We start from the raw sequence: 24997 nt of genomic DNA, 5'->3' as shown, positions 1-24997 counted from the left end.
AACCCCATCGAATTCGATGGGGTTGCTTATACCCGAAGCTAATCTAAAGTCCTCGAATACAATGAGTTTAAGCTCAAATTAGCTGTTTGAAGTTGGACTCTTAGTATAAATTAACACCCAAAATCTTTGCGCTGACTTGCCAGTAGCTTAATTTATTTCAATCCACTCCCCCGCGTAGTGTGCAACACCAACAGTACGGGATAGAGTTGCCCTACAAACCCTGAATGATCTCCTAACGCCGATCTTCGAAGAGCAGTTCCATCCATCGGGCTTTGGAAACTGACCACATCGAAGTTGTCACCACGCCATCAATAAAGCCACGATGTTTATCCGTCGATACGGATTAGAGCATGTCGTGGATATGGCCTGTCCAACCATGAGGTTTTTGTAAAAAGCATCCCAAAACGAGCCACAACCCTTCTTAAGCCACAAACTAACCACAAGCTTTTTGGGCAGCATGCATGCGAGGCTTCTTATCTAGCGGACAATCTGCGCACATTTGAGTACAAGGAAGCTTGTGGCGCAGGCAACATACTATACGCGCGCTTTGCTGATCTTTAAGTCTTAATTTTCGCCAAAAGGGATTGATTGTCGGCTGATCATTTACCCGTAATGATAACTCTGGACGAGCGAATATTTCTTTTATCCGTTGATCACGCCAGCTATCAGGGAGTGACAGCTCCCCCAGATACCAATGCACAATATAAGCTTGATGACTAAAATGAAGCTTTGCAGCCACAGGGCTAAGGCAAGTTAAACGCTCGACGATCGGGATGAGCAATCGTTCGAGTAGCTGCTCCCAACTGGCAAGCTGACTGACGGAAGCGAGATAATTCGCCTCTGGACTAAGCAATAAATAAAAAGTTTCTACTCGACCACTTTCGTGCGCTTCAAAGTACCAATTATCCCAACTGGATGCCGCAGCAATGGCACGCTGAAGCTCACTACCGGGCGGACAACAAAACAGCCACAATAATAAAGGAGGCAGTTGCAGACCAAAAAACCACTGACTCCACATTGAATGTAATGCCCTCGCATCGACTTCTCGCGTTGCCTCTCCAGCAATGCTCCCTTTTACTCGATAGCTAAGAGCAAACTGTTCCAACCATGGTCTGTAATGTGTCGCACTGAGCACCGAGTTTAAACAATGGACATTTGGAGGTAACTGCTGCAAGTTATCGATGGCTTTGAAATGTTCAGCATAAAAAGTCGCTTTTTGGCTGAGTAAATGGTTGAGCTGGTTAGCTAGGGTGATTATTCCCATGATGGTAGCCCCCCATTGACTTCATTATGTTCATCACTTCGGTGATAACTACTCGCCATTCTCACCCGAGGGATGATCATTGGACACAGCGCTTCAGGGTCGGTAATGATGCTGGCATTAATGCCAAATACTTGTTCAAGTAAAGCTTCATTGAGCAAGGTTTGAGGAGAACCATGTGCAATTAGCTTTCCATCACGCATTAATAGTAAATGTTCGCCGTAACGCAAAGCCTGATTAATATCGTGTAATACCAGCACCAAGGTTCGCCCCTGCGCCACCAGCGCTTGACAAAAGTCGAGTACCGCCAGTTGGGCACGAATATCAAGAAACGAGGTTGGCTCATCCAGTAACAGCACCTCCGTTTGCTGCGCCAGAACCATTGCCAGCCAAACTCGCTGTTGCTGACCACCAGAAAGTTCGGCTACTGGCCTTTGTGCCAGATGGGTTAGCCCCGTTGCATTCAGCGCTTGGTTAACTGCTTTTTCATCTTGTTCTGACCATTGACGCCATAAGCTCTGATGAGGATAACGGCCGCGACTAACCAGCTCTTGTACATCAATACCTTCTGGCAGTTCAGGCTTTTGTATCAGCAGCGCTAATTCTCTGGCTCTCGCCTTGTTATTCAAGGTTACCAATGGGGTTTCACCAAGCATAACGTGACCACGAGTAGGCGGCAGCACGTGACTTAAGCACTTGAGCAAGGTGGATTTACCGCAACCGTTAGGCCCCAAAATTACGCTTAACTTGCCCTTAGGGATCGTCAGATCCATGGCATTAATGATGGTTCTCTGCCCATACTTTAGAGCAAGATCATGCCCACTAAGCGCAATATCATCATCTGTGTATAAGCTCATCATTACTTTCCTGTTCGGTTTTTTATCAATGGTGCTTGTGCCCATAATTCACGAGTCAAAAGCAATGCTAGATAGAGACCACCTATCAGGGCGGTCAAGACTCCAACGGGCAACCTTTGGTTACTGGGCAATAGTAAGGTCAAGGTGTCAGCGCCAAGTAACAAGAGTGCACCAATCAACGCTGAACGTAACAGGGCCAGTTGACGATGACCAAAACGAGCCAAATGAGGGGCGACCAAAGCAACAAAGGCAACGGGGCCTGCGCAAAGTACAGCCCCTAAAGCGAGCAAGGTGGCAAGCAGTAGTGCCACTGTCTGCGTTTGGCGTACAGGGTTACCCAAAGCTTGCGCTAACTCTCGACCCAAAGACAAGATCGCCAAACGACGAGAGAGCAATAGAATACTTGGAAGTACGAGTAATAAAACGCTGCTGATTAACAACACGTCATACCAAGTACGGTGCGCCAAACTCCCCGAAAGATACCCCAACATTTGCTGAGCCTGCTCTCTTTGTACTAGTGTCAGCGCAAACTGCACCAAGGCTATAGCAAAAGCATTAATAGCAATCCCCATCAATATCAAATTGCGTGAAAACTGCCATTGACGTCCAAGTCCAACAAAAAACAATGACAGTACAGCCACGACACCTAAAAGAGCACCGAATAATAAGGGTAATGCGGGTAGCCATAATAGCCACAGAACGGCACCAGCACTGGCCCCAGCGTTAATACCGAGAATGTCTGGGCTGCCTAAAGGGTTACGAGTCAGACTCTGAAACACCGCGCCAGAAAGCCCCAAAGCCATTCCGGCGCCAACAGCACATAGCGCTCTTGGTAGCCGTGATTGCCAAAGTAACCAATGCTCATAGTCTGACGCCCTACCGAATAAAGCCTTAACAAGGCTCATGGGTGACAGCCCTTGGTGTCCCAACAGCAAACTCAGCAAGAGTGCAGCAATAAGCAAAATGATGGCGAATAAAGCCCCCTTAATTGTACGGGATGTAGGTGCTCGTAAGGTGATCAATCTCCATTGCCAAATGGGGAAACGAGTGTAATTCATAAGGTCTCCTTCACATGTTGCCCTCGAGCCATAACATAAAGAAAAGGAGCGCCTAGTATGGCCACCATGATTCCAGTCAGCAGCTCAGTGGGGGGCATCAATACCCGAGCCAAGAGATCGGCAAGCAACACCATAATCCCTCCGATTAACGCCGAAGCCGGTAATAATAGTCTCAAGTTCAGTGTTAAATAACGTCTAGCGAGATGGGCACTGGCCAAGCCGACAAAAGCCAATGGCCCGACAATCGCGGTCGTAGCAGCGCATAACAAAGTAGCAGCCAACCAAGCTAGCAAGTTTTGCCAGCGTTGAGATGAACCGAGCGCTTTAGAAGTATGGGCATCCAATAGCATCAGATTCAGCGCTGGAGTCAATAGCCACAACAACACACTGGCGGATAGCACGTAAGGCCAGAGCAGATGAACATCTTGCCAAGTCAGTCCAGACAAAGAGCCTGCCATCCAATATCTAAAACCCTCAAATAACTGCGGATTCAGTAATACTCGAGCTTGGACATAAGCTCCAAGAACCGCGCTAATGGCAGCACCAGCTAAAATCAGCCGAATTGGAGAAGATGACGCCAGAGATTGTTGAGCACGAGATAATAAATAAATGAGACTACTCGCCAGTAGTGCTCCAGGTAAAGCTTGCCATAACAAACTTAAGCCAGCCGTTGCAGGCAAAAGGCTCAACGTGACTAAAGAGGCACTCGCGCCAGCATTAACACCCAGAAGACCGGGATCGGCTAGAGGATTGCGGCACAGAACCTGAATAACACAACCCGCCATGGCCAAAGCCATACCGGCTAACATGCCGCATAATAACCTAGGTAGCCTTGCTTGCAGCACCAGAGAAAGATGGTCATCAGCGGTCGGTTGCCAAAGCTTGCCTAGCATTGACAATGGCAGTGTGCGGGCTCCGAAAAGTAAGTTCGCTAAAATGAGCAATATCAACACCGAAAACAAGCCAGCAAATATCATTGCGTTACGGTTAAATCGATGGTGATTTCTTGTGCTTGTATTTGCCAAGCAGAGCTCTGGTTCCATCATCCTGACCTCCTATTACTATCCCACTACAGGTCTGGTACCGTGGTGCTGGTTTGTGAGGATAGTGCTTTTTGTGTAGACAGAACCTGTTGCAACTTAGGCACCAACTTAGGAATCGTCCATTCCAGACTGAGTAATGATCCGTATGAGCTCGCCATGACCAAAGTAGGATCGGTGATCGCCAAATATTGACCACGTTGCATCGCAGGTAAGCGGTGGATAACTGGCATAGTCTCCATGTCTTCTCTCGCTTTTTCTGAGCTGTACCAGCTGAGCAACAGCTCAGCATCATCGAGTATATCTGCACTCTCTAGACCAATATGAGCGGTAAAATGACCACGACTGGCATTCAGATTGGCAATACTTGGCGGTAAAACAAAGCCTAACTCTAAAAATAAATCGACTCTGGGATCGCCTGAGACATAAACCGAAAGATTTCCTACTCGACTAGCTGCATTGATATAGGCGAAACTGACCCCCTTAAATTCAGGATGGCCAGAGGCGACTTGTGCGAGATAAGCCTGCTTTTTTCTCAGCAACTCCTTGCCCTTCTGCTCTTTACCTAGAGCCTTAGCAATAAGCTCTACCTGCTGTTGTACCGGTGTTAACCACGGTTCACCTGGGTAGCCGATAACAGGAGCTAACGCGCTCAGTTGCAAAAAACTTTCACGAGTAATCCCTGATTGTGGAGCTAAGATGAGATCGGGTTTCAGCGCAAGTAACCGTTCCACATCCAATTCTGGATAGCTACTAATAATGCTCGGTAACGGCAGGTTTTGTGCCTCAATCGCTTCACGAAACCAAGGGAGATAACCTTGCTTATCGCCCCCCCAATAGTGTGGTTCAATCGCGATAGGAACAACACCAAGCGATAAAACCCAGTCTTCGGCGCCAGCGCCAAGCGTTACTACACGCTGGGGAGGAGCCTTAATACAACTTGTCCCGTGCGCGGTAGTAATACAAACTGGAAATCCGTCTTGCTGAGTGGTCTCAAATTCTGGTTGCTGAAAATCATAACAGCCGATTAAACCCATGATTAGAAACACGACCCACGGAAATCGCTGCCTTGCTTCATAGAGCATAAATATTGTTCGCTCCGCACTGCGGAGCGCTCCTAATAATGGATAGTTTCCCCATGTCACGGCGTTCAAAAACGATAATCTAAAGTGACACTAAAGTTACGTGGCGCGCCATACTGAAACTGATTATAAAAACCGAGTTGGCTGTAATAACTTTTGTCTAACGCATTATCCAAATTGGCTTGTAAAGTCAGCTGCTTATTCAGGCTGTATTTCGCCATCAACCGCACTAAAGCGTAACTGTCCTGTTCTACCTCAACTTTAGTTTGATCCGGCTTGGAAACTTGACTATAAATTCGGCTTTGCCAGTTAACTCCCGCTCCCAGTTGCAGACCGTTGATCCAATCATTGAGCGCATAGGTAGTAAAGAGTTTAAGTTGCTGCTTAGGATTATTGGTATTGACCTTGTTACCTTCAGGATCTTTCGTTTCAAACTGGGTATAACCTAAATAAATATCCCAGTTGGCGTTAATGGAACCATTAACTTCAAACTCAAAACCACGAGTCTTAGTACCATCCACACCTCGATAAATAGGAATAGTACTGTTAGGAAGAGTTTCACCAGTGGACTCACCAACATTATCCTGACGAATCTCAAATGCCGAGAGTGATAAGTCTAGCGACTCATTAAATAAACTTGCTTTTACTCCCGCCTCGTAGTTAATACCTTTGATAGGATCAAGATAGCGACCATCACTTTTCACCTTACTTTGCGGAGTAAAGACATCCGTGTAGTTAGCATAAAGGGAGTATTCGTCACTCAACGCATAGGTCAGCCCTAAGTAACCTGTAAATTCACCATTCACTTTGTAGTTATGTTTAGCTCCAAAATTATCCTGATCCGTCTCCCAGTTATCTAAACGGCCACCGAGCACCATCGACAAATCATCGTTCAACTCAAGTTGAGAAGCGATGTAAATAGCCTGCTGCTTAGTTGTTCCCCAAGAACCATAAAGCACATTATCGCTCCATTGAGGCCGTGGATAATCATAGTTCGGTTGCTGAAAATCGCCCAAAGGTGGTTGAGAGCCTATTGCTCCGTAATAGGGATTCGCAAAGTCCTGTTTCTGTTGATTAGCACCAGCGACGAGCTGGTGGCTGCGCCCGAAAGCTTCAAAGCGTCCATTCAGTTTTAAATCAAAAGTATGTTGAGTACGATTACCATCGATAAAAGCCAGAGAGCCAGGGACCATCCCCTCATTGCTAATCGGGTCAGGGTTCCCTGTTGGCCAGAGCACATCAAACTCTAGGCTGTTATCACCATAGATATAACTCCCTTTAACACTCCAATCTGGGTTGAAATGATGTTCTAGCGTTAAAAAGCTATTCAGGGCTTCTGTTTTAGCTGACGCCCAACTTGGAGCGGTGGAGACATGTCGATCGTAATCAGTACGATTGCCGTCGCTATCAAACAACGGTAAACCACCAGACATCGTTCCTTTAGGCTTCGTATGCTGAAAATCACTCCCTAAAGTGAGCAGCGTATTATCACTCAAATCAGCTTCAAAAATGCCATAAAGCGTTTGTTTTTGTTGTTCATATCGATCCTGCCAGCTCTCTCTATCTTGATAAACCACTATCATCCGGCCCCGCAGAGTCGCATCATGATTAAGGCCACCAGAAAGGTCGACCACCCCACGTCGCATATCCCAAGATCCGCTGCTCAAACTGACTCGTCCTTGAAAATCTGTCGTGGGACGCTTTCGTACCAAATTGATAGCAGCCGAAGGGCTGCCAGCACCTAACATTAACCCCGTAGCACCACGAACCACTTCAATACGCTCATAAAGAGCTGTATCCATTAGATTATCGCCATAATTAAAACGAGTATCATAGGTCGTTGCTACACCGTCATAGAGGATACTGTTGACCGAGATCCCACGGGCACTGATCGAATATCTATCATTATCAGCGGGACGAGCGTTGATCCCTACAACACTGGTCATCACATCATTAACCGAGTTGAGTTGCTGATCTTCGATGGCTTTTTCAGTAACAGTAGTGACAGATTGTGGTGTTTCAAGAAACGAGAGCTGCATTCCAGTAGCGGTATTCATGTCGCTGACTTTATAACTCACATGGTTACCTTTCTTTCCAACGATGGTCATTACTTCAATCTCTTTCTCCTGCGCTTCACTATTCGCGGTAGCCAGTACTGGAGTACTCAGCAAGATTGAACAAAATAGAGCAATAAGTGTCGGTCTAAAAAGATTAATCGTGGGGGTGCTGCTTATGTTCATTTTTAGTTAATTCCTCTATGGTTTACACGGCTGAATGTTCAAGATGTTCAGTCAAGGCTGACACTAATTCAACGCTGTGACTGCTAGCAAAGGGGTAAAGCGGATTGTCTATATCACCAGCAAAACGCAGATTCTTTTCTCGGTCTTCAAGATCGATCATCTGCTGATTATTATTAAGCTGGATGCGATTCAAACAGGTGCGCACAAACGTTGGTTTGAACAGATCGTAGCGACGGTATTTATCGACGAACTGAGGATGAGATTGTTGATAATCACGTACCTTATCAGCGACTAACGCCCAGAACTTCTGTTCATTCAGGCTGGTATAACTATCGAGCAGTGGTACTATAAAACGGAAAATACAATCGAAAATATCCAGCAATATATAATTAAGCTTCATCTCATCGTCGAGTGAAACGGCCAATTGTGCTACCCGCCCAGGTAGAGGCTTACTACCATTGAGAATAGCGACCTCTTCACCAATATCTTTCATCAGTATGGTGACTGGCACTTTTTCATCGAGTACGAGAATAAGGTTCTCACCATGGGGCATGAAAACGAGATCGTAAGCAAAGAAAGCATGCAACAGAGGCTGAAGATAAAGATCCAACAAGCGGCTCATCCAGTCGTAAGCATTCAACGGCGAAGCATCAATCAGCGCCGCCAGTAAGCTATGTTGCTCGCTGTCCTGATGCAGTAGAGCGGCCAAAGTCATTAATTGTTGACCCGGTTTTATCAAAGGCTCACCTTGATAACTCAAGTCATACGGACTTTCACGCCACAGTGCCGACAGCATCTTCTTATAGGGAGTATCTTTCTCTAACGCCTGCTCATAATATCGATGATGATAGCCAATCGCGGCAATCTCCCGAAGTAGGAAGAATCGTTGTCCAGCAAAGAAGGAATCGCTATCAATGAGTTCAGCAATGAAGGCATTAATCTCTGGGGTACGACTCATATAATAAGGCGATAACCCTCGCATAAAGCCCATATTAAGAATCGATAATGCCGTCTTCACATAGCAACGCTTAGATTGGCTCAAATTAAAGAAGGTTCGTATCGATTGCTGAACTTGATATTTATCATGGCTTTGCCCTAGATAAATCAAACAACCTCGTGCTAAATCAGCGGCAAAAATCCGGCTGATTTTCTCGCGCCACTGCCATGGATGAACAGGCATCATAAAATAGTCGTCTGGGTCTTTGCCTTGTTGCTGAATTTTCTGTTTAAACCTGTGTAATAAAGCATCACCTAATTCATTTTCTAGTAACCGGCAATAATCGAGTCCCTCGATAAGGGCTAAGCTGGTGTTTTCACGGCTGACAGCTAGCCACTCTAGTTGTAGAGGCTGGCCACTTTCAGGAGTAAAAGCGTACCAGTCATCGATATCAAAACCTATGCGCCCGTTATTGGCGACAAATACGGGATGACCTTCTGTCATAGCCGCTTCTATCTGTTGATAATCGCAATCCAATAACTCCTGCACTGATTTATCCTGATACAAGAGTTTGAAGGCTTTGCTATAAAGCGTACTGGTGACCTCTTCAAGATAGGTCGGTAACAAAGCATCACTTATTCCAAGACGATCCTTGATAGCAAGGATCAGTGACATGGCGTCCGGTAGCTGGTACTCTCCGTTTTTAAAACACTCAATAGACTGAGGCTGTATTTGTAAGTGATCCAGTTGATAATGTTTGGCTGTAAAGCGGTAACAAAGCTGACCATCGGGGATATCCAGTTTAAGTTGCCACTCAGCTTGCCCACTTATACCGGCTTGTCGTACAAGCTCCGGTGTTATCAACTTCTCATGACTAAATTCACTAATGATCTTTGCTAACAAATGGTTGCTTGCCTGATTCCAGATAGCCGGAGTGAGATGACTAAGGCGAGTTTGTTCGATGAGGAATTCTGTCATTATAAAGCTCCTATTGCTTGTGCGGCATTGAACTCAGGCAAGGTACAAAAGCCTAACATGGCCTGTTTATTTTCGAGTTGAATTGCATGGCTGTAGTTGATACCCACAGCACGGTTAAGACGGTGTATCTTATGATTATTGATATCGGGTTCTACCACGAGGCGGTTAAATCCTAAGTGCTCTAATATCAGTGAAGCCACCGCTGTGATAGCTTGGCGACTAAAACCATTTTGTGGTTTTTCTACAGGAGCTAAGATCAAATGCATGCCACAATCGCCATGCTGATAGTCAAAGTGCTTACCTATTTCATTGTATTGAGGATCATACAATTCGATATAGAGCACAGCTTTACCGCCGCGATAAGCCACAAGGCCAAACTTATCTACCGTCGGCGCTAGCTCAGCTCGCCGCTCATCAGACGTTAAGGACTGCATTCCCCAAAATGTGGCATAGTCGCGACTCAGCCAGTCATTGAGAATGTCAAAGTGCTCATCTTCGCAATAGGGACAAAAATTGAAGTCGTTAACCTTGATATATTGGTCTGACACAAAACCATATCGGGTCGCAAACCTAGTGGAATTGAGAGAAGAATGAATGGGTGTCATCAACTCGCTTCCTGCTGTAACTGTGACTGAAAACTTACCAATGGTTTTGTCATATCGACCACCATCGAGGCTTGCTTAGGAAGTCCAAAATTCTGGAAGGCGATGCTTTGCTCTACCTCATAGGGCGCTTCACCAAGGATCTCTCGTAAAATGGTCGCGTTACGATAGCAACCCATACCCAAATCCGGAGAGCAAATGCCATGAGTATGCAGTCCAACATTTTGAACAAAAATCCGCCCAGCCTTATCTATATGGTAATGACGCTGGACATCGGGACAACCCGCCTGATCAAACAGTAGCTGTGAACGGAGCGGATCCAGAAAATCCGGTAACTGATAGCTATAACCAGTGGCCATCACTAGTACTGAGCTGGTTAATTCAAAGTTCTGTTTAAGCTCGGTATGTTGACAGGTCAGACGCAATGGTTGCTCGTCGCTATTAACACTTTGCAACGCAGTATTGGTCAGTAACTGCACATCCACATCACCATGTAGCTGTTTTTGATAAAGCAAATCATAAATGTTATTGATCAGATCGGCGTTGATTCCCTTATAAAGGCTTTTCTGCGCAGCAATAAGCTCGCGACGCTTCTCCTCCGGTAGAGCATGGAAATAATCGATATATTCCGGCGAGGTCATTTCTAATGTCAGCTTGGTATACTCAAGTGGAAAGAATCTTGATGAACGGGTAAGCCAGCGCAGACGATAGCCATGCTTATCGATATCCATCAGCAGATCTTCAAAAATTTCTGCCGCGCTTTGACCGCTACCAACAATAGTAATTTCACTCTGATTTTGTAGCGCCTGCTTATTGTGCAGATAGCGGGCTGAATGAACGATCCGCTTATCAGCACCTGAGCAGAAATCCGGCACCCAAGGCTGAGTCCCAGTCCCTAAAACTAGGTAACGAGCCCGAAGAGTTATCTCTTTCTCACTGGCCCTATCTTGTCCTTTAACCAAATAAACGTCTGCATCACCATCAAAACTAATCTGAGTGACCTTAAAGTTAAACCTCAGGTTGCTTAGCTCAGCACAGACCCATTGACAATAAAGATTATATTCCTGTCGAGGTAGGAAGAAGTTTTCTCGAATATAAAAACGGTATAGTCGACCAGTTTCTTTGGCAAAATTAAGGTAGCTGTAACGACTAGTAGGATCGGCTAGGGTCACTAGATCCGACATGAAAGGCGTCTGCAATCGAGAGGATTCCAACAACATTCCAGGATGCCAATTGAAACCAGAATTAGCATCGACAAACAAACATTCAAGATCCTCTAACGGTTCCGCAAGCGCTGCCAGACTCAAATTAAATGGACCTATGCCTATGCCCAGAATATCGTAAACTTTGGTTTGCATCGTATCCTCCTTAAACACTATAAATCGCCCTAGTCTTGTATTGATGGGACAACTCGTGACCAATTTTACAAATATCAGTCAGCACAGCCTCAATATCCTTAAGACGTGTATGCGGATTCAGCAGAGTAAATTTTAGATATTGATGACCTTGTACTTTAGTTGCAGCAATCATAGCGCGCCCTTCTCGAGCGAGACGGGCACGGATATGACGATTGCATTCATCGAGATCGTCGCAACTCAATTCGGGATCGTTAAAACGAAACACCAAGGTGGTTAGCGAAGGTCGTTGCACCGTCTGAAGTTCTGGAAAATGGCTAAACCGGTCATAAAGCTCAGCCGTAGTAGTGACGAGAGAGTCAAACATCTTACCTATGGCATCCGGTCCAGCCGCTCGCAGGCTTAGCCATAACTTCAGAGCATCAAATCGGCGCGTAGTTTGAAGACTCTTATTGACGAGATCTGGCACGCCAGCTCGGGCCTGAGATTCAGGGTTGAGGTAGTCAGCATGATAAGTCAGATAGCCGAGCATGCGTTTATCTTTCACTAATAAGGCAGAGCAGCATACGGGCTGGAAGAAGGACTTATGAAAATCCAGACTAACTGAATCAGCTAACTCAATTCCCTCAAGACGTTGACGCTGAGTAGATGACAGTAACAGAGCACCACCGTAAGCGGCATCAACATGCAAATAGCAATCAAACTCTCGGCATAGTTCGGCAATTGGAACGATAGGATCTATCGCACCAAAATCGGTGGTTCCTGCGGTAGCTACCACCGCAATAGGAATAAGCCCTGCTACTTTTAAGTGTGCGAGTTTGCCCTTCAGCGCCCTAGGGTCGATACACCGATTAACATCACAATCAACACTTACCACCGCTTGATGCCCAAGCCCCAGAAGCGCGGCGGCCTTTTGAATACTAAAATGGCTAAATTCAGAGCAAAGGATACGATAACGACTCGCATTAGGAGTCAGCCCCGCTACAATATTACCTTGATGATTTGGCTCGCGATTACCAGCTCGATCTCTAGCAAATAATAATGCCATCAGATTAGACTGAGTACCGCCCGTGGTGAAAACTCCATCAGCACAATCCTGAAAACCTACACGTTCGCAGGCCCAATCGATAACTTTTTGCTCAATAAGCGTTCCTCCAGCACTCTGATCCCAAGTTTCTACAGCGGTATTAATAGCGGAGCTTAATTGCTCAGCCAACAGAGATGTGATCATAACTGGGCAGTTAAGATGCGCTAGATAATCAGGATGTTGGAAATAGATTGCATGCCTCAGATAGAGTTCATCAAGTTCAGTCAGAACCAGAGCCATGTCCTCAAGAGGACAATTGAGATCGATATTGGCAAAGGCTTTTTGTAGCTCTTCAGGACGAATACCACTACTGGGACCATCAAGCCTTTTAAGACAATGTTGCAAAGTCTCTACTCCCAACTTCATCAAATAGGCGTAGTGATGCTTAGGGGCTATACCAAAGAGTTCAGTGTGAGGTGCGGATGGCGGATGACCGGCGGCATCGTAGTGAGAGTCATTGCTTGCCTTTTCAGGCACTAGACTGGAATGTGTCACTTTTACCTCCTTTGAGACGGATTACAATTCTCTCAGAGACAAAACGATAACATTCTCTCCCCAAGTGATGCTTTTTTGGCTGTGATTCTTGCAACCAACAAATTAACACAAACAATAATACAAATGCAAATGATTATCAATCAAGAAGCTTGGAATTATAACTGTTCTGATTAGAATACGGGGTGATGAATAAGAGGGAAGTGTCCCCGAGTAATGAGATGTAATCTTGAACTAGCAGCCCCACAACCGCGCAGGCTTAATCAAACACTTCAAGCTTACGATTGTTCTTATCCAATACCATCAGTTTGACTCCCGCACTTATTCATCATCATCGCCCTTCAACAAATCATCCAAGTGACAAGACGTCGACACGGTTTTGCGCCTGTTCGCCCACGGAAAAATCAGCTAAACCATTAGGGTTTCACGTCATGAGGTGCCGCCAGAGTTGTTACTTCCATGTCCCTTTACCACCCGGGTGTATGCATGCCAATTGCGGTATTGCGCCCCTGAAACCACTTTACGGCAGTTACCAGCAATAGCAACTCCCTGAGTAGTATGCAAAACTTTTTCCTTGTAAATGTTTTGTGATACCATGATTTTTATTTGTAGTTCATAACCGAGGACATAACAACATGCGATGTAAACAAGCTTTGTGTGCTACTTTATTTTTGATGGCATCTGGAGTGGCAGCGGCTAACACTGCGGATATTAGCTGGAACTATGTGTCGGCGGGTTATGCGAAAGCCAGTATCAAAACCGATGCGGATCGGCTAAAGCCTGATGGCTGGCAGTTGCAAGGCAGCTTTTTGCTTAATGAGTATTTGTATGTTCGGGCACGTCATGACCGGGTCACCGACATTTGGCAAGACGTAAGCATCAAAGCTGAGCAAAGCTGGCTTAGTCTGGGTTTACGTCGCCCTTCGCTGCCAGGTGTGGATGCTTTTTTTGAGGCCGGTTATGCCAGCGCCAAGACATCAACAGGCGTCGTCTTCGTGGATGATGTGGCGTTCAGGATCAACGATTCCAGCAATGGTTACCAACTTGCTGCTGGTTTCCGGTATCAGGCCACACCAGCGCTTGAGCTGGGTATTGCTTTGCGCCATGTGGATTTATCCGATCAAGATCGCTCCAATCTGGGTGAGTTAAGCGGCCGTTACCGCTTGAATCATCAGATTGATCTGTACAGTGACTATGTTTTTGACAGTGACGACTCTATTTGGGGTCTTGGTATCAGCGTTCGTTTCTGATACTAACAGTAGGGGCTGCCGAAGCAGCCTCTACTGTTCAACCTACGGCGCGATTAAGCGACTTTCTCCGCTTTGTGCTCAATGGCTGTGCTGCCAGTAGCCGTGTTTATCGCAATTTGCTTTGGCTTCATTTTCTCTGGAATTTCTTTTACCAGACTCACGGTTAATAAGCCGTGATCCATCGAGGCGTCGACCACTTCGACAAACTCGGCCAGGTTAAATTTGCGCTCGAAGGAACGGGTGGCGATGCCGCGATGCAGGAATTGACGTTTTTCCTTGCTGTCACTGTCTTTGCTGCCTTTGATGGTCAGCACGCCTTGCTCGACTTCAATGCTAAGGTCGTCCTGGGTAAAACCAGCCACAGCCAGGGTGATGGCATAGCGGTTTTCATCCAGCACTTCAATGTTGTAAGGAGGGTAGCTGTTGTTGCTTTGATCCGAACGCAGCGCGTGATCCAGCAAAGAGGCAAAACGGTCGAAACCGATGCTGCTACGGTACAATGGGCTAAAATCGATGGTGTTCATAACATATTCTCCGAAAAGCAATACGAGTTGTGATTAAGGGCACTCTCATAGAGACCTGCCCCGTCATTACTGTATGTATGGTTTTGCGGAAAATTTTCAAGCAAGCTGCGGCAAATTTTTTACTGCATCTGCTGCATCATCTGTTCCATTTGTTGCATCGTCTCATGATCCATCTGCATCATCTGTTGCATCATGTCTGCCACTAAAGCCGTAACTGTTGCTTTTTCTGCATCGCTCATGCAGCGGTCCAGCAGGGCTTTCATTTGTTCCAGACTGCGCATTTCTGCTTCCTGCTCTGCCCGCTCCTCTTCCGGCAAGTGCTGCAGCATTTGTTGCATCATTTCGTACATCGGCGCCATCAACTGAAAGCTACCCCAGCTAAATTTAAAGCTAAGCTCAGTAAATTCTGCCGGGCTAAAGTTGTGCCTTTTTAAGATGCTTTCCAGTTCCTGCCGGTAGCCTGCCGGAGCCAGTCTTACCACAGTACTGTCGTAATGCCGTTGCCAATTGCAGTGTTGTTGCAGTTCAAGTTCTTGCTCAAAGGCATTGCTCTGCTCCGGAAAGCGATCATCCAGCGCTTCCATCTCTGGCATCATGGCAACAAACCGCTGCAAATTCTGCTCTGTCATCGCACTGCTGGCCTGAGCAGCTCCGATAACAAGGCTTAAAAGACAGCCTGCAGCCAAACCTATTACTTTCATCTGATATCTCCTTAACCTTTATGACTTGCTGGTATCGCTGTTATAGCTGCTTTTGCTGCTTTACTGCAACTTTTATTGAGCCAGTAAGCTGCAACAGCTACACTGCCCTTTTGATTGACAGAGACTGGCATGGCACTGAAATCGACCATCTACAAAGTGACATTGAATATTGCCGATATGGATCGGGGCTATTATGGCGATCATCAGCTAACGCTGGCGCAGCATCCTTCGGAAACCGACTTACGACTGATGGTGCGCATTCTGGCCTTTGCATTGAACGCAAGTGACAGCCTGACCTTCACCAAAGGGCTTAGCTCAGAAGACGATGAACCGGAACTATGGGATCGCTCGCTGTCTGGTGACGTAAATGTATGGGTGGAGTTTGGCCAACCGGATGAGAAGTGGCTGCGTAAAGCCTGTGGCCGGGCAAAACAGGTGCACCTGTATTGTTATGGTGGCCGCAGCACCGATGTTTGGTGGCAGCAACAGCAAACGGTGCTGCAGCGTTACCAGAACTTGTCGGTTTGGCAATTGCCGGAAGATGCTTTGCAACAGTGCCTGCCCCTGGTACAAAGGCACATGACGTTGCAGTGCACCATTACCGAAGCACAGATCTGGCTGAGCGATGCCAGTCATAATGTTCATCTGATCCCACTGCCGTTAAAAGCATAGGCCCCGGCATGGGGTCTATACGACCAACTGAGCATTGAAAAACCACCAAGCCGCGCTATGATCAGCATTAGGGGTCGGTGGACAGGACTTACCTTATTAGCTGAAAAGGGAGATTTTGTGGTGCATCTTACTGAGTTTCGGTGGCTCTGTTGCTTACTGCTGTTCATTACCACAACACTGGTGGCAGACGAAGTAACCCAAAGCCCTGTTCTGCTGATACGTTCTGCGGAGCTGGAGCAAAAACTGTGGCTGCATGATCTTGATAACCTGCCGCAACAGCAAGCCCGCTTTCAAGCCGCCTGGGGCCCGGATGGGCTGTGGCAGGGCGTTTATTTGCATGATTTATTAGCCCATTTCCAGCTGGACGGCCATCAGGATATCCGGTTAAACGCCCTGAATGATTACCGCATTCGCATTACACAAAACGATATAGCAAAGGGGCAGCCTGTGCTGGCGACCCGCTTTAATGGGGAGCCTATCCCTTTGGAGCGCAATGGTCCGGTGATTTTAATCTGGCCCGAACAAGCGCAACAGGCGTTGGATGGTACCTCGCCGTTAGCACTGTGGATTTGGAGCCTGGCTGAGATAAGGGTGCTGCGCTGATGCCTGCGGCAACGCCGAAGTCACGTCAGCTGGCAATCTTGCTGTTGCTTAGTTATGCCATCCTTGCAGTGTTATCCTGCATTTGGATTTGGCAGACCAAACAAAGCATGCAGGCACGGCCGCCCATGCGGGTAGTCGATGTTGCACGCCAGATTGAAATGCTGAACCGGGAGGTTGCAGCCTATGTACAGGAGTTATCAAGCACCAACAATATCGAGAAAGCACGACCACTGTGGATCCGCGTAGTTGCGCGCCAACATACCATTGAAGGGCTTTTGCAGCAATTTGTTGATTTAGAGAGTAATTTCAAAGTATTGGAGCTGCAGATAGCGCAGTTGCGCCAGATGATTGAGCATGATCCCAAGCACCTTGATCAAGGAGCACTGCACGAGCTGGTAGAAATTATTCAGGAAGATATGGAAATTTTTGCCAGCGATGTGCACCGCACCATGCAGGAAATTGTTGCTGAGCAAACCCGGCAATTGCACCGTTACAGCAGTGCTGTGGCCTGGTTGAGCATGGCGGTCTTTAGTATTGGCTTTATCTTGTTGGCAGTGTTTCTTTTACTAAGCAGGAAAAATAAACAACTGGTAAGGCTGGCCACCGAAGATGGGTTGACCCATTTGTTAAATCGTCGCAGTGCTTTTTTGCAAGGCAAGTTGCTTTGCTCCATGGCACAACGTAATCAGCAGCCGCTTGCTTTAGCGCTGCTGGATGTGGATCACTTCAAACAAATCAATGATGTGTATGGCCACCCGGCCGGGGATGCGGCCTTGAAAATGCTGGCGCAGATACTTCGCACTTATGCCCGCAGGGATAGCGATGTTCTGGCCAGAATTGGCGGTGAAGAGTTTATGCTGATTATGCCCGATACCAGCGAAGAGGTAGCCGAGCAATTATGTAAAGTACTGCTGAATGCATTGGCCGATACCAAAATCAGCGATGACTATGCCTTTCATATTACCGCCAGCATGGGCCTGACGATCAGCGAGCAGGGCATGAGCTTCGAACAATTATACCGTTTAGCCGATAAAGCCTTGTATCAGGCCAAAGCAGCCGGCCGAAATCAGCTGAAACTATTGTGACCATAAAAAAGCCCGCAACGAACTGTGCGGGCTTGGCAAATCACGCTCGGATTAGAAGCTGTACGACACCGAGGTGTAGTAGAAGCGACCGATGTTGTTGTATGCCGCTGTCGTTCCGGTAGTGCCCGTAGTCACCCCTGGCAAGCCACGATCAAACACATTATCTACTCCGAATGCCAACTGCACACCACTGGCAAACTCGTAACCCAGTCGCAAGTCAGTCACAAAATAACTGCCATAGCTCATAAGATCTCTTGGATCCGGGTTAATGGCCAGCTCCTGCTGACGATACAAAGATACGCTGTCAATAAAGCGGGTTTTCCAACTGGCACTCCATGCCTGATAGCGGTAATTGATACTAAGGTTGGTCTGCCAGCGGGCATCACCCACAGTACCAGCGTATTGATCAAACTCCTCAGGGCTATCCTGGAATGAGTAGGTTTTTCTGGAATCCAGGTAAGTCCCGATCAGCTTGGTGTTAAAACGACCACCCAGTGCATCAAAGGCATAGCCCAGCTCAAAATCCACCCCTTCAGCGGTCAAAGCTGCCACGTTTTGCGTGATCGAAGTGATCAGCACCAACTCGCTCTGGTTGTTTCGCTCAATCAGAGCACAGAACTGATTGTTAATGCCTGCTTCTGAGTCTACGCACTTATTCAGAATGTTTTGCGCCGATACCGAGGAAATAGCGTCGTCGATTTCAATCGACCAGTAATCCACAGTGGCGCTAAAACCTGGCAGCCAATCAGGTTGATACACCAGACCAAGCGTATAACTGGTAGATTTCTCTTCTGTTAAATCCGGATTGCCACCACTTAAACCTTCAATGGTGGATGCAGTCGCCTGCGGATCAAAATCGACCGGAATGCCTAGCGCTTGACAATTGACACGGCGGGTTTCACTTTGCACTTGATCCAAGCCACAAGGGTCGGTAACCCGGAAGAAGGTTTGGTTTTGCGGACCGTACAACTCGCCAATATTAGGTGCGCGCAGTGCTTCTGAATAGGTAGCACGGGCCCGTAATTGCGAGTTCAAATGCCAGTCTAAGCCAACTTTCCAGCTAACGGCACTGCCGATGGTGCTGTAATCAGCGTAACGGACAGCGGTATCAAACACCAAATCCTGGATCAGCGGTAAATCGGCCAATAAAGGAATAGAAACTTCAGCAAATACTTCGTTTACCTCAAAGCTGCCTTTTTCGTACTGCAATGAGTTCAGGAAGGTTGCTCCGGTAGCCGCAAAGCTGTCAGGCACACTTTCACTTTCTTCTTTGCGGTATTCAGCACCAAAGGATACACCCACAAAACCAGCAGGCAATTCAAACAAGCCACTGTTGTTCAAATGACCGCTCAGTACGGTCTGACGAATGGTGCTGTTGCTGTAGGAATTGGTATTAAACCAGTTACGGGCCTCAGCATTGATGGCATTGTCACCAAAGATACTGGTAGGTACACAGCCATTGGCCCGCGCCAGCTCATCCCGACAGACAATCTCATCATTTACCACGATGGCATCAATGGATTGCGCAAAATTGGTGCGGATCAGGTTGTTACGATTGATCTGCTCCAGCTTGGTTTCGCCAAAAACACCATAGAGTTCATAGTTCCAGTCCAGCCCAAGGCTGCCCTCGATACCGGCAACAAAACGGGATGTGGTACGGGTATTGTTTTCCAGACGACGACCTGCATCTTCCTGAAAGCGGTGTACCGCAATCGCATCAATGCCGTAGGTATCCATCAGTTGAACCAGGCTTGGATCCAGATAAGCATTATCACGACCTACCATCAGGGCAGTGTCATACTCGAAGAAAGATGGCTGGCCTTCGCTGTCACCTTTGCTGCGGACAAACTTGGCTTCCGCGTAAATCAGAGTATCAGGTGTCAGCTCAAAGTTGACCTTGCCATTCACATTAAAGCGATTAAAAGCTGGTTGCAAATCAGTGTAACGACGCAGGTCCAGGAACTCGCAATCAGAACAACGGCCCCACTGACCGTAGGTGGTGCCCAAATCCTGAGGGCGGACACTGCCATCCGGGTTGAAAATAAACCAATCGACGCCGCCGTCAGCCGCATCCAGGTAAAAATTACCTGCTGTCGAACTATCGTACCAGCCGGCATTAGCAACGGTGATGGTATCCGGAATACCATCGTGCACCCAGTTGCCATCGGCATCGCGATAATCACCATCATTCGGGTTGCGCACTTCCATATAGGAAGTCCGCGTCTGGCGGCGCTGAGTCGCATTCATGCCACGCTGGCCGGAAACTTCAGCCGAGATAGCGAAGTTACCACGATCCTGCGCAAAGTTCGTACCAAAAGAGCCTGTTAATTTGTGGTTCCGGTAAGGGCTGTCTTCCGCTGTCCCCAGCATAGCATTCACATCAAAGCCTTCGATGTTGCGCTTTAACTTAAAGTTGACCACACCGGTCACCGCATCGGCACCATACACGGCAGAGGCGCCACCAGTGATGATTTCTACCGACTCAATCCAGGCGGTTGGAATTGCATTGGTATCCACAGCGGCAGAGCCGGCACTGCTGGAAACATGACGTTTACCATCTACCAATACCAGTGTACGGGATGACCCCATGCCACGAAGATCCAGCAGGCTCAAACCGGCCGTGCCAATAAAGCGACCTGAGTTTGCCAGCGAGTATGTAGCCGCCAGCGAAGGCAGTACATTCAGTACCTCACCAATGTTCATGGCGCCGGTTTCTACCAGCTCCTGACCACTGATCACCGTAACTGGTGATGGTGCCACAGCACCTTCACGCAAAATACGCGAGCCCGTCACCTGAATGCGCTCTGGGGTCACCGTATCGGCCAGAGTCACTGCATCGGACCCGGCATGAGCCGTCATAATCATCGCGCTGCTGCCAAGCAGGCCAAGCTGAATAGCACGGCATAACCGGCTGGTAGAATACATCTGAGACATATGTGCTCCCTGGAAAAGTGCGACCTTAGGGTCTTTCTATAGTTCAAAGACCTTGCTCAATGAAAGAGCAAGGATGATTTACCCAAAATTGGGGCGCATTGTAGGGAAAGGTGGCGTAAAATCCAGCACTAATGGCGAAACAGGATGCGTTTGATGAATTATTATGCAGATTTAGTCGTATAATTATACAAAGTGATGGCGTTTCCACCGCCATCACCTCGTTATGGGATAGCTTAGAGTGCTGCCTGATAGCGGCTAAAAGCAAGCTCCAAATCAGCGATTAAATCATCCGGATCTTCCAGGCCAATGTGCAACCGGATCAAAGGCCCGCTATAGGGCCATTGGCTGGCCGTACGCAACTTTTGCACATTCAGTGTGGGAGAGATCAAGCTTTCATAACCGCCCCAGGAAAAACCCATTTTAAAGTACTGCATCCCCTCAACAAAAGCGGCTACAGCTTTGGCTCCTCCCTCTTTCAGCACAAAAGAAAACAGGCCATTGCTGCCACTGAAATCACGTGCAAAGTACTGATGCCCCGGATTGCTGGCAAAGGCCGGATGGCGTACGGTTTCCACTTCAGGCCGCTGAGCAATCCAGTGAGCAACTTTCAGGGTATTCTGCTGATGCTGAGCCAGCCGCACCCCCAAGGTTCGTAAGCCACGACTCGCCTGATACACATCATCGGCCGACGCGCAGTACCCCAGGATATAACTGTGCTCACGCAGCTGCGGCCAGTACTTTTCGTTGGCGCTGGCCGTACCCAGCATCACATCGGAGTGACCAACAATGTATTTGGTAGCCGCCTGAATGGAAATATCCACCCCTAACTCAAACGGCCGGCATAAAATGGGGGAAGCCCAGGTATTATCCAGCACAGTGATCACACCTTTGGCACGGGCTAGTTCGCAGATAGCAGGCACATCCTGCACTTCCATGGTGAGCGAACCAGGGGACTCCAGAAAGATGGCTTTGGTGTTTGGCCGGAGCAGGGCTTCAATCCCTGTGCCAATCATTGGATCGTAATACTCCGTTTCCACCCCCATAGGCCGCAGCACTTTTTCACACAGCGCTCTGGTTGGCTCGTACACCGAGTCCACCATCAGCAAATGGTCGCCTTGCTGCAAAAATGACAACAAAGCCCCACTAACGGCAGCAGCCCCACATGGATAGAGCGCACAGCCGGCGCCACCTTCCAGTTCGCAGATAGCCTCCTGAAAGGCAAAGTGAGTAGCCGTACCCCGCCGACCATAGTAAGGCACCCGCTCACCTTTGTGCTGGCTGGCATGCGCCAGCTCGGCCATGGTATCGAAGGTAATAGTGGAGGCGCGAACCACTGGTGGATTAACCGCCTGGCCGGTCCACTTTTTGCCACGCCCAGCCTGGATCAATTTGGTATTTTGTTTCATGCCACAACTCCATGGAAGCGATAGTGTTGCCATGGTACTGCTTTTACCGTTTTAAATCATCTGTCAGACCATAGTTGAAAGGACAATCAAGCACTTATGGTCTATGCTTAGCGGTAGCATCCAACAAAAGTAACTCAATGCAGTCTGTTGTTGCGAAAGCAAGAAGCCGCAAAGGCCAGCAACCTCACAATAACAAGAACCACCAAGGATAGAACGGATAACAAGAAACTCGACATCCATTAGGAGAAACTGTATGCGTCACTTTCGATTTACCCCTTTGGCTCTGGCCATCTCGTCGTTGTTAGCCTCCCCCTTGCTGCTTGCCGATAACGATGATGGTGCCGACAGGGTTGAAACCATTGTTGTCACTGGCACCCGGGTCGCTGGCCGCACTATTTCTGATACCGCAGTACCGGTCGACCTGGTTCGCTCCGATGTACTGGAGCGCTCTGGCACCACCGAGCTCAACCAGGCCCTGTCGGTTGCGCTACCATCCTTTAACTTTCCAAGACCCGGCCTGGCCGATGGGACTGATACCATCCGCCCTGCCACCTTACGTGGCTTGTCGCCAGATCAATCCCTGGTGCTGGTGAACTCCAAGCGACGTCATGCGGCTGCTCTGGTGAACGTGAATGGCACTATTGGCCGGGGTGCTTCAGCGGTAGATTTAAACACCATTCCGATGGGGGCCATCAGCGCCATTGAGGTGCTACGGGATGGTGCCTCAGCCCAGTATGGCTCCGATGCCATTGCCGGTGTAATGAACGTACGGCTGCGCGAAGCCAGTGATGGTGGCTCAGTGACACTGGGTTACAGTTTCCGTGATACAAGTTACAAGATCCCTACGACCGACCCGACCAATCCATTTCTCGCTAGCCAGACCGAACCGGATGCCACCTGGGGAATTCCAGGCAACACCATTAAACGTTCAAGAACGGATGGAAAAACATACACCCTCTCAGGCTGGAAAGGCTTTGAACTGGGTGATAATGGTTTTTTAACCCTTTCGGCCGAATACAAAGACCAAGACCGCACCGAGCGCGGCGGCTGGGACCATCGACGCCAATATCCACGCCTGTCAGACGGCAGCCTGGATCCACGCGAACTGACCTTTGACCGTTTTAATGCCTGGTATGGCGAACCCGAGCTGGAGCAGTGGACCTTATTTGCCAACGCCGGCATCACCACCGATCACGGCAAGTGGTATGGCTGGGCCAGCTACCAAAACCGCCAGGCCACCTCGGCTGGTTTTTACCGCCCGGCCAATGATGCCAGGAACGTGCCTGAAATCTACCCGGATGGTTTTTTGCCGCTGATTTCGCCGGATGTGGATGATTTTAGCGCCGCCTTTGGCTACGAGTGGGACTGGGGCGAATGGCAACTGGATAGCTCTTTGGTGTATGGCTACAATAAAATGGCCTTCACCATTGAAAACACCTTAAACCGCTCGTTAGGCCCGGCCAGCAAAACCGAATTTGATGCCGGTGGCTACAAATACAATCAATGGGTGTATAACCTCTCGGGTGTTAAAGCCATTGATGTCGATGGCCTGGCCTCGGCGCTGAACATTGCGCTTGGCGTGGAAGCCCGCCGTGAGGGCTATTCCATCTTCGCCGGTGAGCCGGACTCTTATCGCAATGGCGGTGTGCTGCTACCCAATGGCAACCCTGCTGCCTCCGGCTCCCAAGTATTTGCCGGCTTCCGCCCCTCGAATGAAGTCAATGAAAGCCGGACAGCCATCGGGGCTTATGTTGATCTGGAAGCCAATATTACCGAGCAATGGCTGGCATCGGCCGCCCTGCGCGCCGAGCGTTATTCCGACTTTGGTAGCAATTTATCTGGTAAACTGGCGAGCCGCTATGACTTTACCGATACTTTTGCAGTACGCGGCTCGGTGCAAAATGGCTTTAGGGCTCCCTCGTTACAACAACAGAACTTTACCGCTACCTCCACCAACTTTGTAAATGGCATCCCCTATGACATCACGACATTTCCGGTCAGTGATCCGGTTGCCATTGCCATGGGCGCGAAAGAACTGGATGCAGAAAAGTCGATTAATTTCTCACTGGGTGCTGTGATGCGCTTTGATAACGTCACTATCACCGTTGATGCTTACCGTATCGATATTGATGATCGCATTGTCTTGTCTGAGAATTTGCTTGCCAATGATTCCGCTCAAGGTGAAGCGTTACGGCAGTTCTTTGATGAGCGGGGCTTTACCGATGTGGGCGGCGGCCGTTTCTTTATCAATGGCGTGGATACCGAAACACAAGGGGTCGATGTAGTAGTGAATTGGTCCACCATCACCGATACCATGGGCAACTTTGACTTTACCCTGGTGGGCAACTACAACAAAACCAAGGTGACCCGGTTACCGGAAACCGCCGAGCTGGCCGCGCTGGATCCAGCACCCACTCTGTTTGGCCGGGTGAATGTGCTTACCTTTGAAAAAGGCAATCCGAAGGATAAGCTGGGTGCCATTGTCAACTGGACTCAGGATCGTTTCGGCGCCACTTTCAAAGCCACCCGTTACGGTGAAGTACTGGCACCAGGTACCAGCGCAGCCAACGATTTCACCCTAAGCTCGAAAGTTCTGGTGGATGTGGAGGGTCGCTATCAAATGACCGACAGCATGCGGATTGCCTTTGGTGCCGATAACCTGTTCGATACCTACCCGGATGCATTCCCTATCAACCTGAATACCACCGGAGCGACGTCTTTCTCCAACTATTCACCCTTTGGCCGTTCCGGCCGAATGCTGTATGCCCGTATCAGCTACGATTTTTAAGCCATCGGTTCACTAACAGCACCAAGGCGCCACCCGGCGCCTTTT

19 protein-coding genes and 1 pseudogene are annotated in these 24997 nt (G+C 48.3%); 6 read left to right on the top strand and 14 right to left on the bottom strand.

Annotated elements, in window-relative coordinates:
* Nucleotides 1-220: 220 nt before the first annotated feature.
* Nucleotides 221-364 (top strand): annotated as a pseudogene (locus ABC502_RS11640) (group II intron reverse transcriptase/maturase); the annotation flags it as partial.
* A gap of 69 nt (nt 365-433) precedes the next feature.
* Here ABC502_RS11640 and fhuF read toward each other — a convergent pair.
* The 10 genes from fhuF to ABC502_RS11590 form a co-directional block, all read right to left on the bottom strand.
* Nucleotides 434-1264 carry a siderophore-iron reductase FhuF gene (fhuF, locus tag ABC502_RS11635; RefSeq protein WP_345916006.1) on the bottom strand — a complete coding sequence of 277 codons (831 nt, stop codon included), beginning with the start codon at nt 1262-1264 and terminating at the stop codon, nt 434-436.
* Nucleotides 1255-2121: an ABC transporter ATP-binding protein gene (locus tag ABC502_RS11630; RefSeq protein WP_345916005.1), complete on the bottom strand. Its 867-nt coding sequence runs from the start codon at nt 2119-2121 to the stop codon at nt 1255-1257. The genes fhuF and ABC502_RS11630 overlap by 10 nt, the downstream gene beginning before the upstream one ends.
* The gene (locus ABC502_RS11625; RefSeq protein ID WP_345916004.1) at nt 2121-3176 is read right to left on the bottom strand and encodes an iron chelate uptake ABC transporter family permease subunit; all 1056 of its coding nucleotides are present in this window, start codon (nt 3174-3176) and stop codon (nt 2121-2123) included. The genes ABC502_RS11630 and ABC502_RS11625 overlap by 1 nt, the downstream gene beginning before the upstream one ends.
* Nucleotides 3173-4222, bottom strand: coding sequence for an iron ABC transporter permease (locus ABC502_RS11620; RefSeq protein ID WP_345916003.1), 1050 nt, complete (start codon nt 4220-4222; stop codon nt 3173-3175). The genes ABC502_RS11625 and ABC502_RS11620 overlap by 4 nt, the downstream gene beginning before the upstream one ends.
* A 23-nt stretch (nt 4223-4245) precedes the next feature.
* Complete coding sequence (locus tag ABC502_RS11615; RefSeq protein WP_345916002.1) at nt 4246-5301, bottom strand: iron-siderophore ABC transporter substrate-binding protein; 1056 nt, start codon at nt 5299-5301, stop codon at nt 4246-4248.
* Nucleotides 5302-5366: 65 nt separating this feature from the next.
* Nucleotides 5367-7538: a TonB-dependent siderophore receptor gene (locus tag ABC502_RS11610; protein ID WP_345916001.1), complete on the bottom strand. Its 2172-nt coding sequence runs from the start codon at nt 7536-7538 to the stop codon at nt 5367-5369.
* Between the two features lie 22 nt (nt 7539-7560).
* Nucleotides 7561-9453: an IucA/IucC family siderophore biosynthesis protein gene (locus ABC502_RS11605; RefSeq protein WP_345916000.1), complete on the bottom strand. Its 1893-nt coding sequence runs from the start codon at nt 9451-9453 to the stop codon at nt 7561-7563.
* Nucleotides 9453-10058: a GNAT family N-acetyltransferase gene (locus ABC502_RS11600; protein WP_345915999.1), complete on the bottom strand. Its 606-nt coding sequence runs from the start codon at nt 10056-10058 to the stop codon at nt 9453-9455. The genes ABC502_RS11605 and ABC502_RS11600 overlap by 1 nt, the downstream gene beginning before the upstream one ends.
* Complete coding sequence (locus tag ABC502_RS11595) at nt 10058-11413, bottom strand: SidA/IucD/PvdA family monooxygenase (RefSeq protein ID WP_345915998.1); 1356 nt, start codon at nt 11411-11413, stop codon at nt 10058-10060. The genes ABC502_RS11600 and ABC502_RS11595 overlap by 1 nt, the downstream gene beginning before the upstream one ends.
* A 10-nt stretch (nt 11414-11423) precedes the next feature.
* Nucleotides 11424-12992, bottom strand: coding sequence for an aspartate aminotransferase family protein (locus ABC502_RS11590; protein WP_345915997.1), 1569 nt, complete (start codon nt 12990-12992; stop codon nt 11424-11426).
* 632 nt (nt 12993-13624) lie between these two features.
* On the opposite strand from ABC502_RS11590, the gene ABC502_RS11585 reads away from it, so the two are divergent.
* Nucleotides 13625-14239, top strand: a complete 615-nt coding sequence (locus ABC502_RS11585; protein ID WP_345915996.1) for an outer membrane beta-barrel protein — start codon at nt 13625-13627, stop codon at nt 14237-14239.
* A gap of 53 nt (nt 14240-14292) precedes the next feature.
* On the opposite strand, the gene ABC502_RS11580 is transcribed toward ABC502_RS11585, so the two are convergent.
* Both ABC502_RS11580 and ABC502_RS11575 read right to left on the bottom strand, forming a co-directional pair.
* Nucleotides 14293-14763, bottom strand: coding sequence for an Hsp20 family protein (locus ABC502_RS11580; protein WP_345915995.1), 471 nt, complete (start codon nt 14761-14763; stop codon nt 14293-14295).
* A gap of 119 nt (nt 14764-14882) precedes the next feature.
* Nucleotides 14883-15464 (bottom strand): hypothetical protein, encoded by a 582-nt coding sequence (locus ABC502_RS11575; protein WP_330088792.1) that lies wholly within the window; start codon nt 15462-15464, stop codon nt 14883-14885.
* A 129-nt stretch (nt 15465-15593) separates the two neighbouring features.
* Here ABC502_RS11575 and ABC502_RS11570 point away from each other — a divergent pair, with 129 nt between their 5' ends.
* The 3 genes from ABC502_RS11570 (at nt 15594) to ABC502_RS11560 (ending at nt 17824) form a co-directional block, all read left to right on the top strand.
* Nucleotides 15594-16136, top strand: coding sequence for a YaeQ family protein (locus tag ABC502_RS11570; protein WP_330088791.1), 543 nt, complete (start codon nt 15594-15596; stop codon nt 16134-16136).
* Between the two features lie 117 nt (nt 16137-16253).
* Nucleotides 16254-16739 carry a molybdopterin-dependent oxidoreductase gene (locus ABC502_RS11565; RefSeq protein WP_330088790.1) on the top strand — a complete coding sequence of 162 codons (486 nt, stop codon included), beginning with the start codon at nt 16254-16256 and terminating at the stop codon, nt 16737-16739.
* Nucleotides 16739-17824, top strand: a complete 1086-nt coding sequence (locus ABC502_RS11560) for a GGDEF domain-containing protein (RefSeq protein ID WP_330088789.1) — start codon at nt 16739-16741, stop codon at nt 17822-17824. The genes ABC502_RS11565 and ABC502_RS11560 overlap by 1 nt, the downstream gene beginning before the upstream one ends.
* A gap of 51 nt (nt 17825-17875) precedes the next feature.
* Here ABC502_RS11560 and ABC502_RS11555 read toward each other — a convergent pair whose 3' ends face one another.
* Entirely contained in the window at nt 17876-20749 is a 2874-nt protein-coding gene (locus ABC502_RS11555; RefSeq protein WP_345916144.1) for a TonB-dependent receptor, read from the bottom strand.
* A 242-nt stretch (nt 20750-20991) separates the two neighbouring features.
* Entirely contained in the window at nt 20992-22164 is a 1173-nt protein-coding gene (locus ABC502_RS11550; RefSeq protein WP_345915994.1) for a cystathionine beta-lyase, read from the bottom strand.
* 253 nt (nt 22165-22417) lie between these two features.
* On the opposite strand from ABC502_RS11550, the gene ABC502_RS11545 reads away from it, so the two are divergent.
* Nucleotides 22418-24952 carry a TonB-dependent receptor gene (locus ABC502_RS11545; RefSeq protein ID WP_345915993.1) on the top strand — a complete coding sequence of 845 codons (2535 nt, stop codon included), beginning with the start codon at nt 22418-22420 and terminating at the stop codon, nt 24950-24952.
* Nucleotides 24953-24997: the final 45 nt, after the last annotated feature.

Origin of the sequence: Alkalimonas sp. NCh-2, assembly GCF_039631345.1 — a bacterium.
Lineage (GTDB): Bacteria > Pseudomonadota > Gammaproteobacteria > Enterobacterales > Alteromonadaceae > Alkalimonas > Alkalimonas mucilaginosa.
Note: the sequence above shows the minus strand (reverse complement) of the source record. Positions and strands in the feature narration are given on the sequence as shown.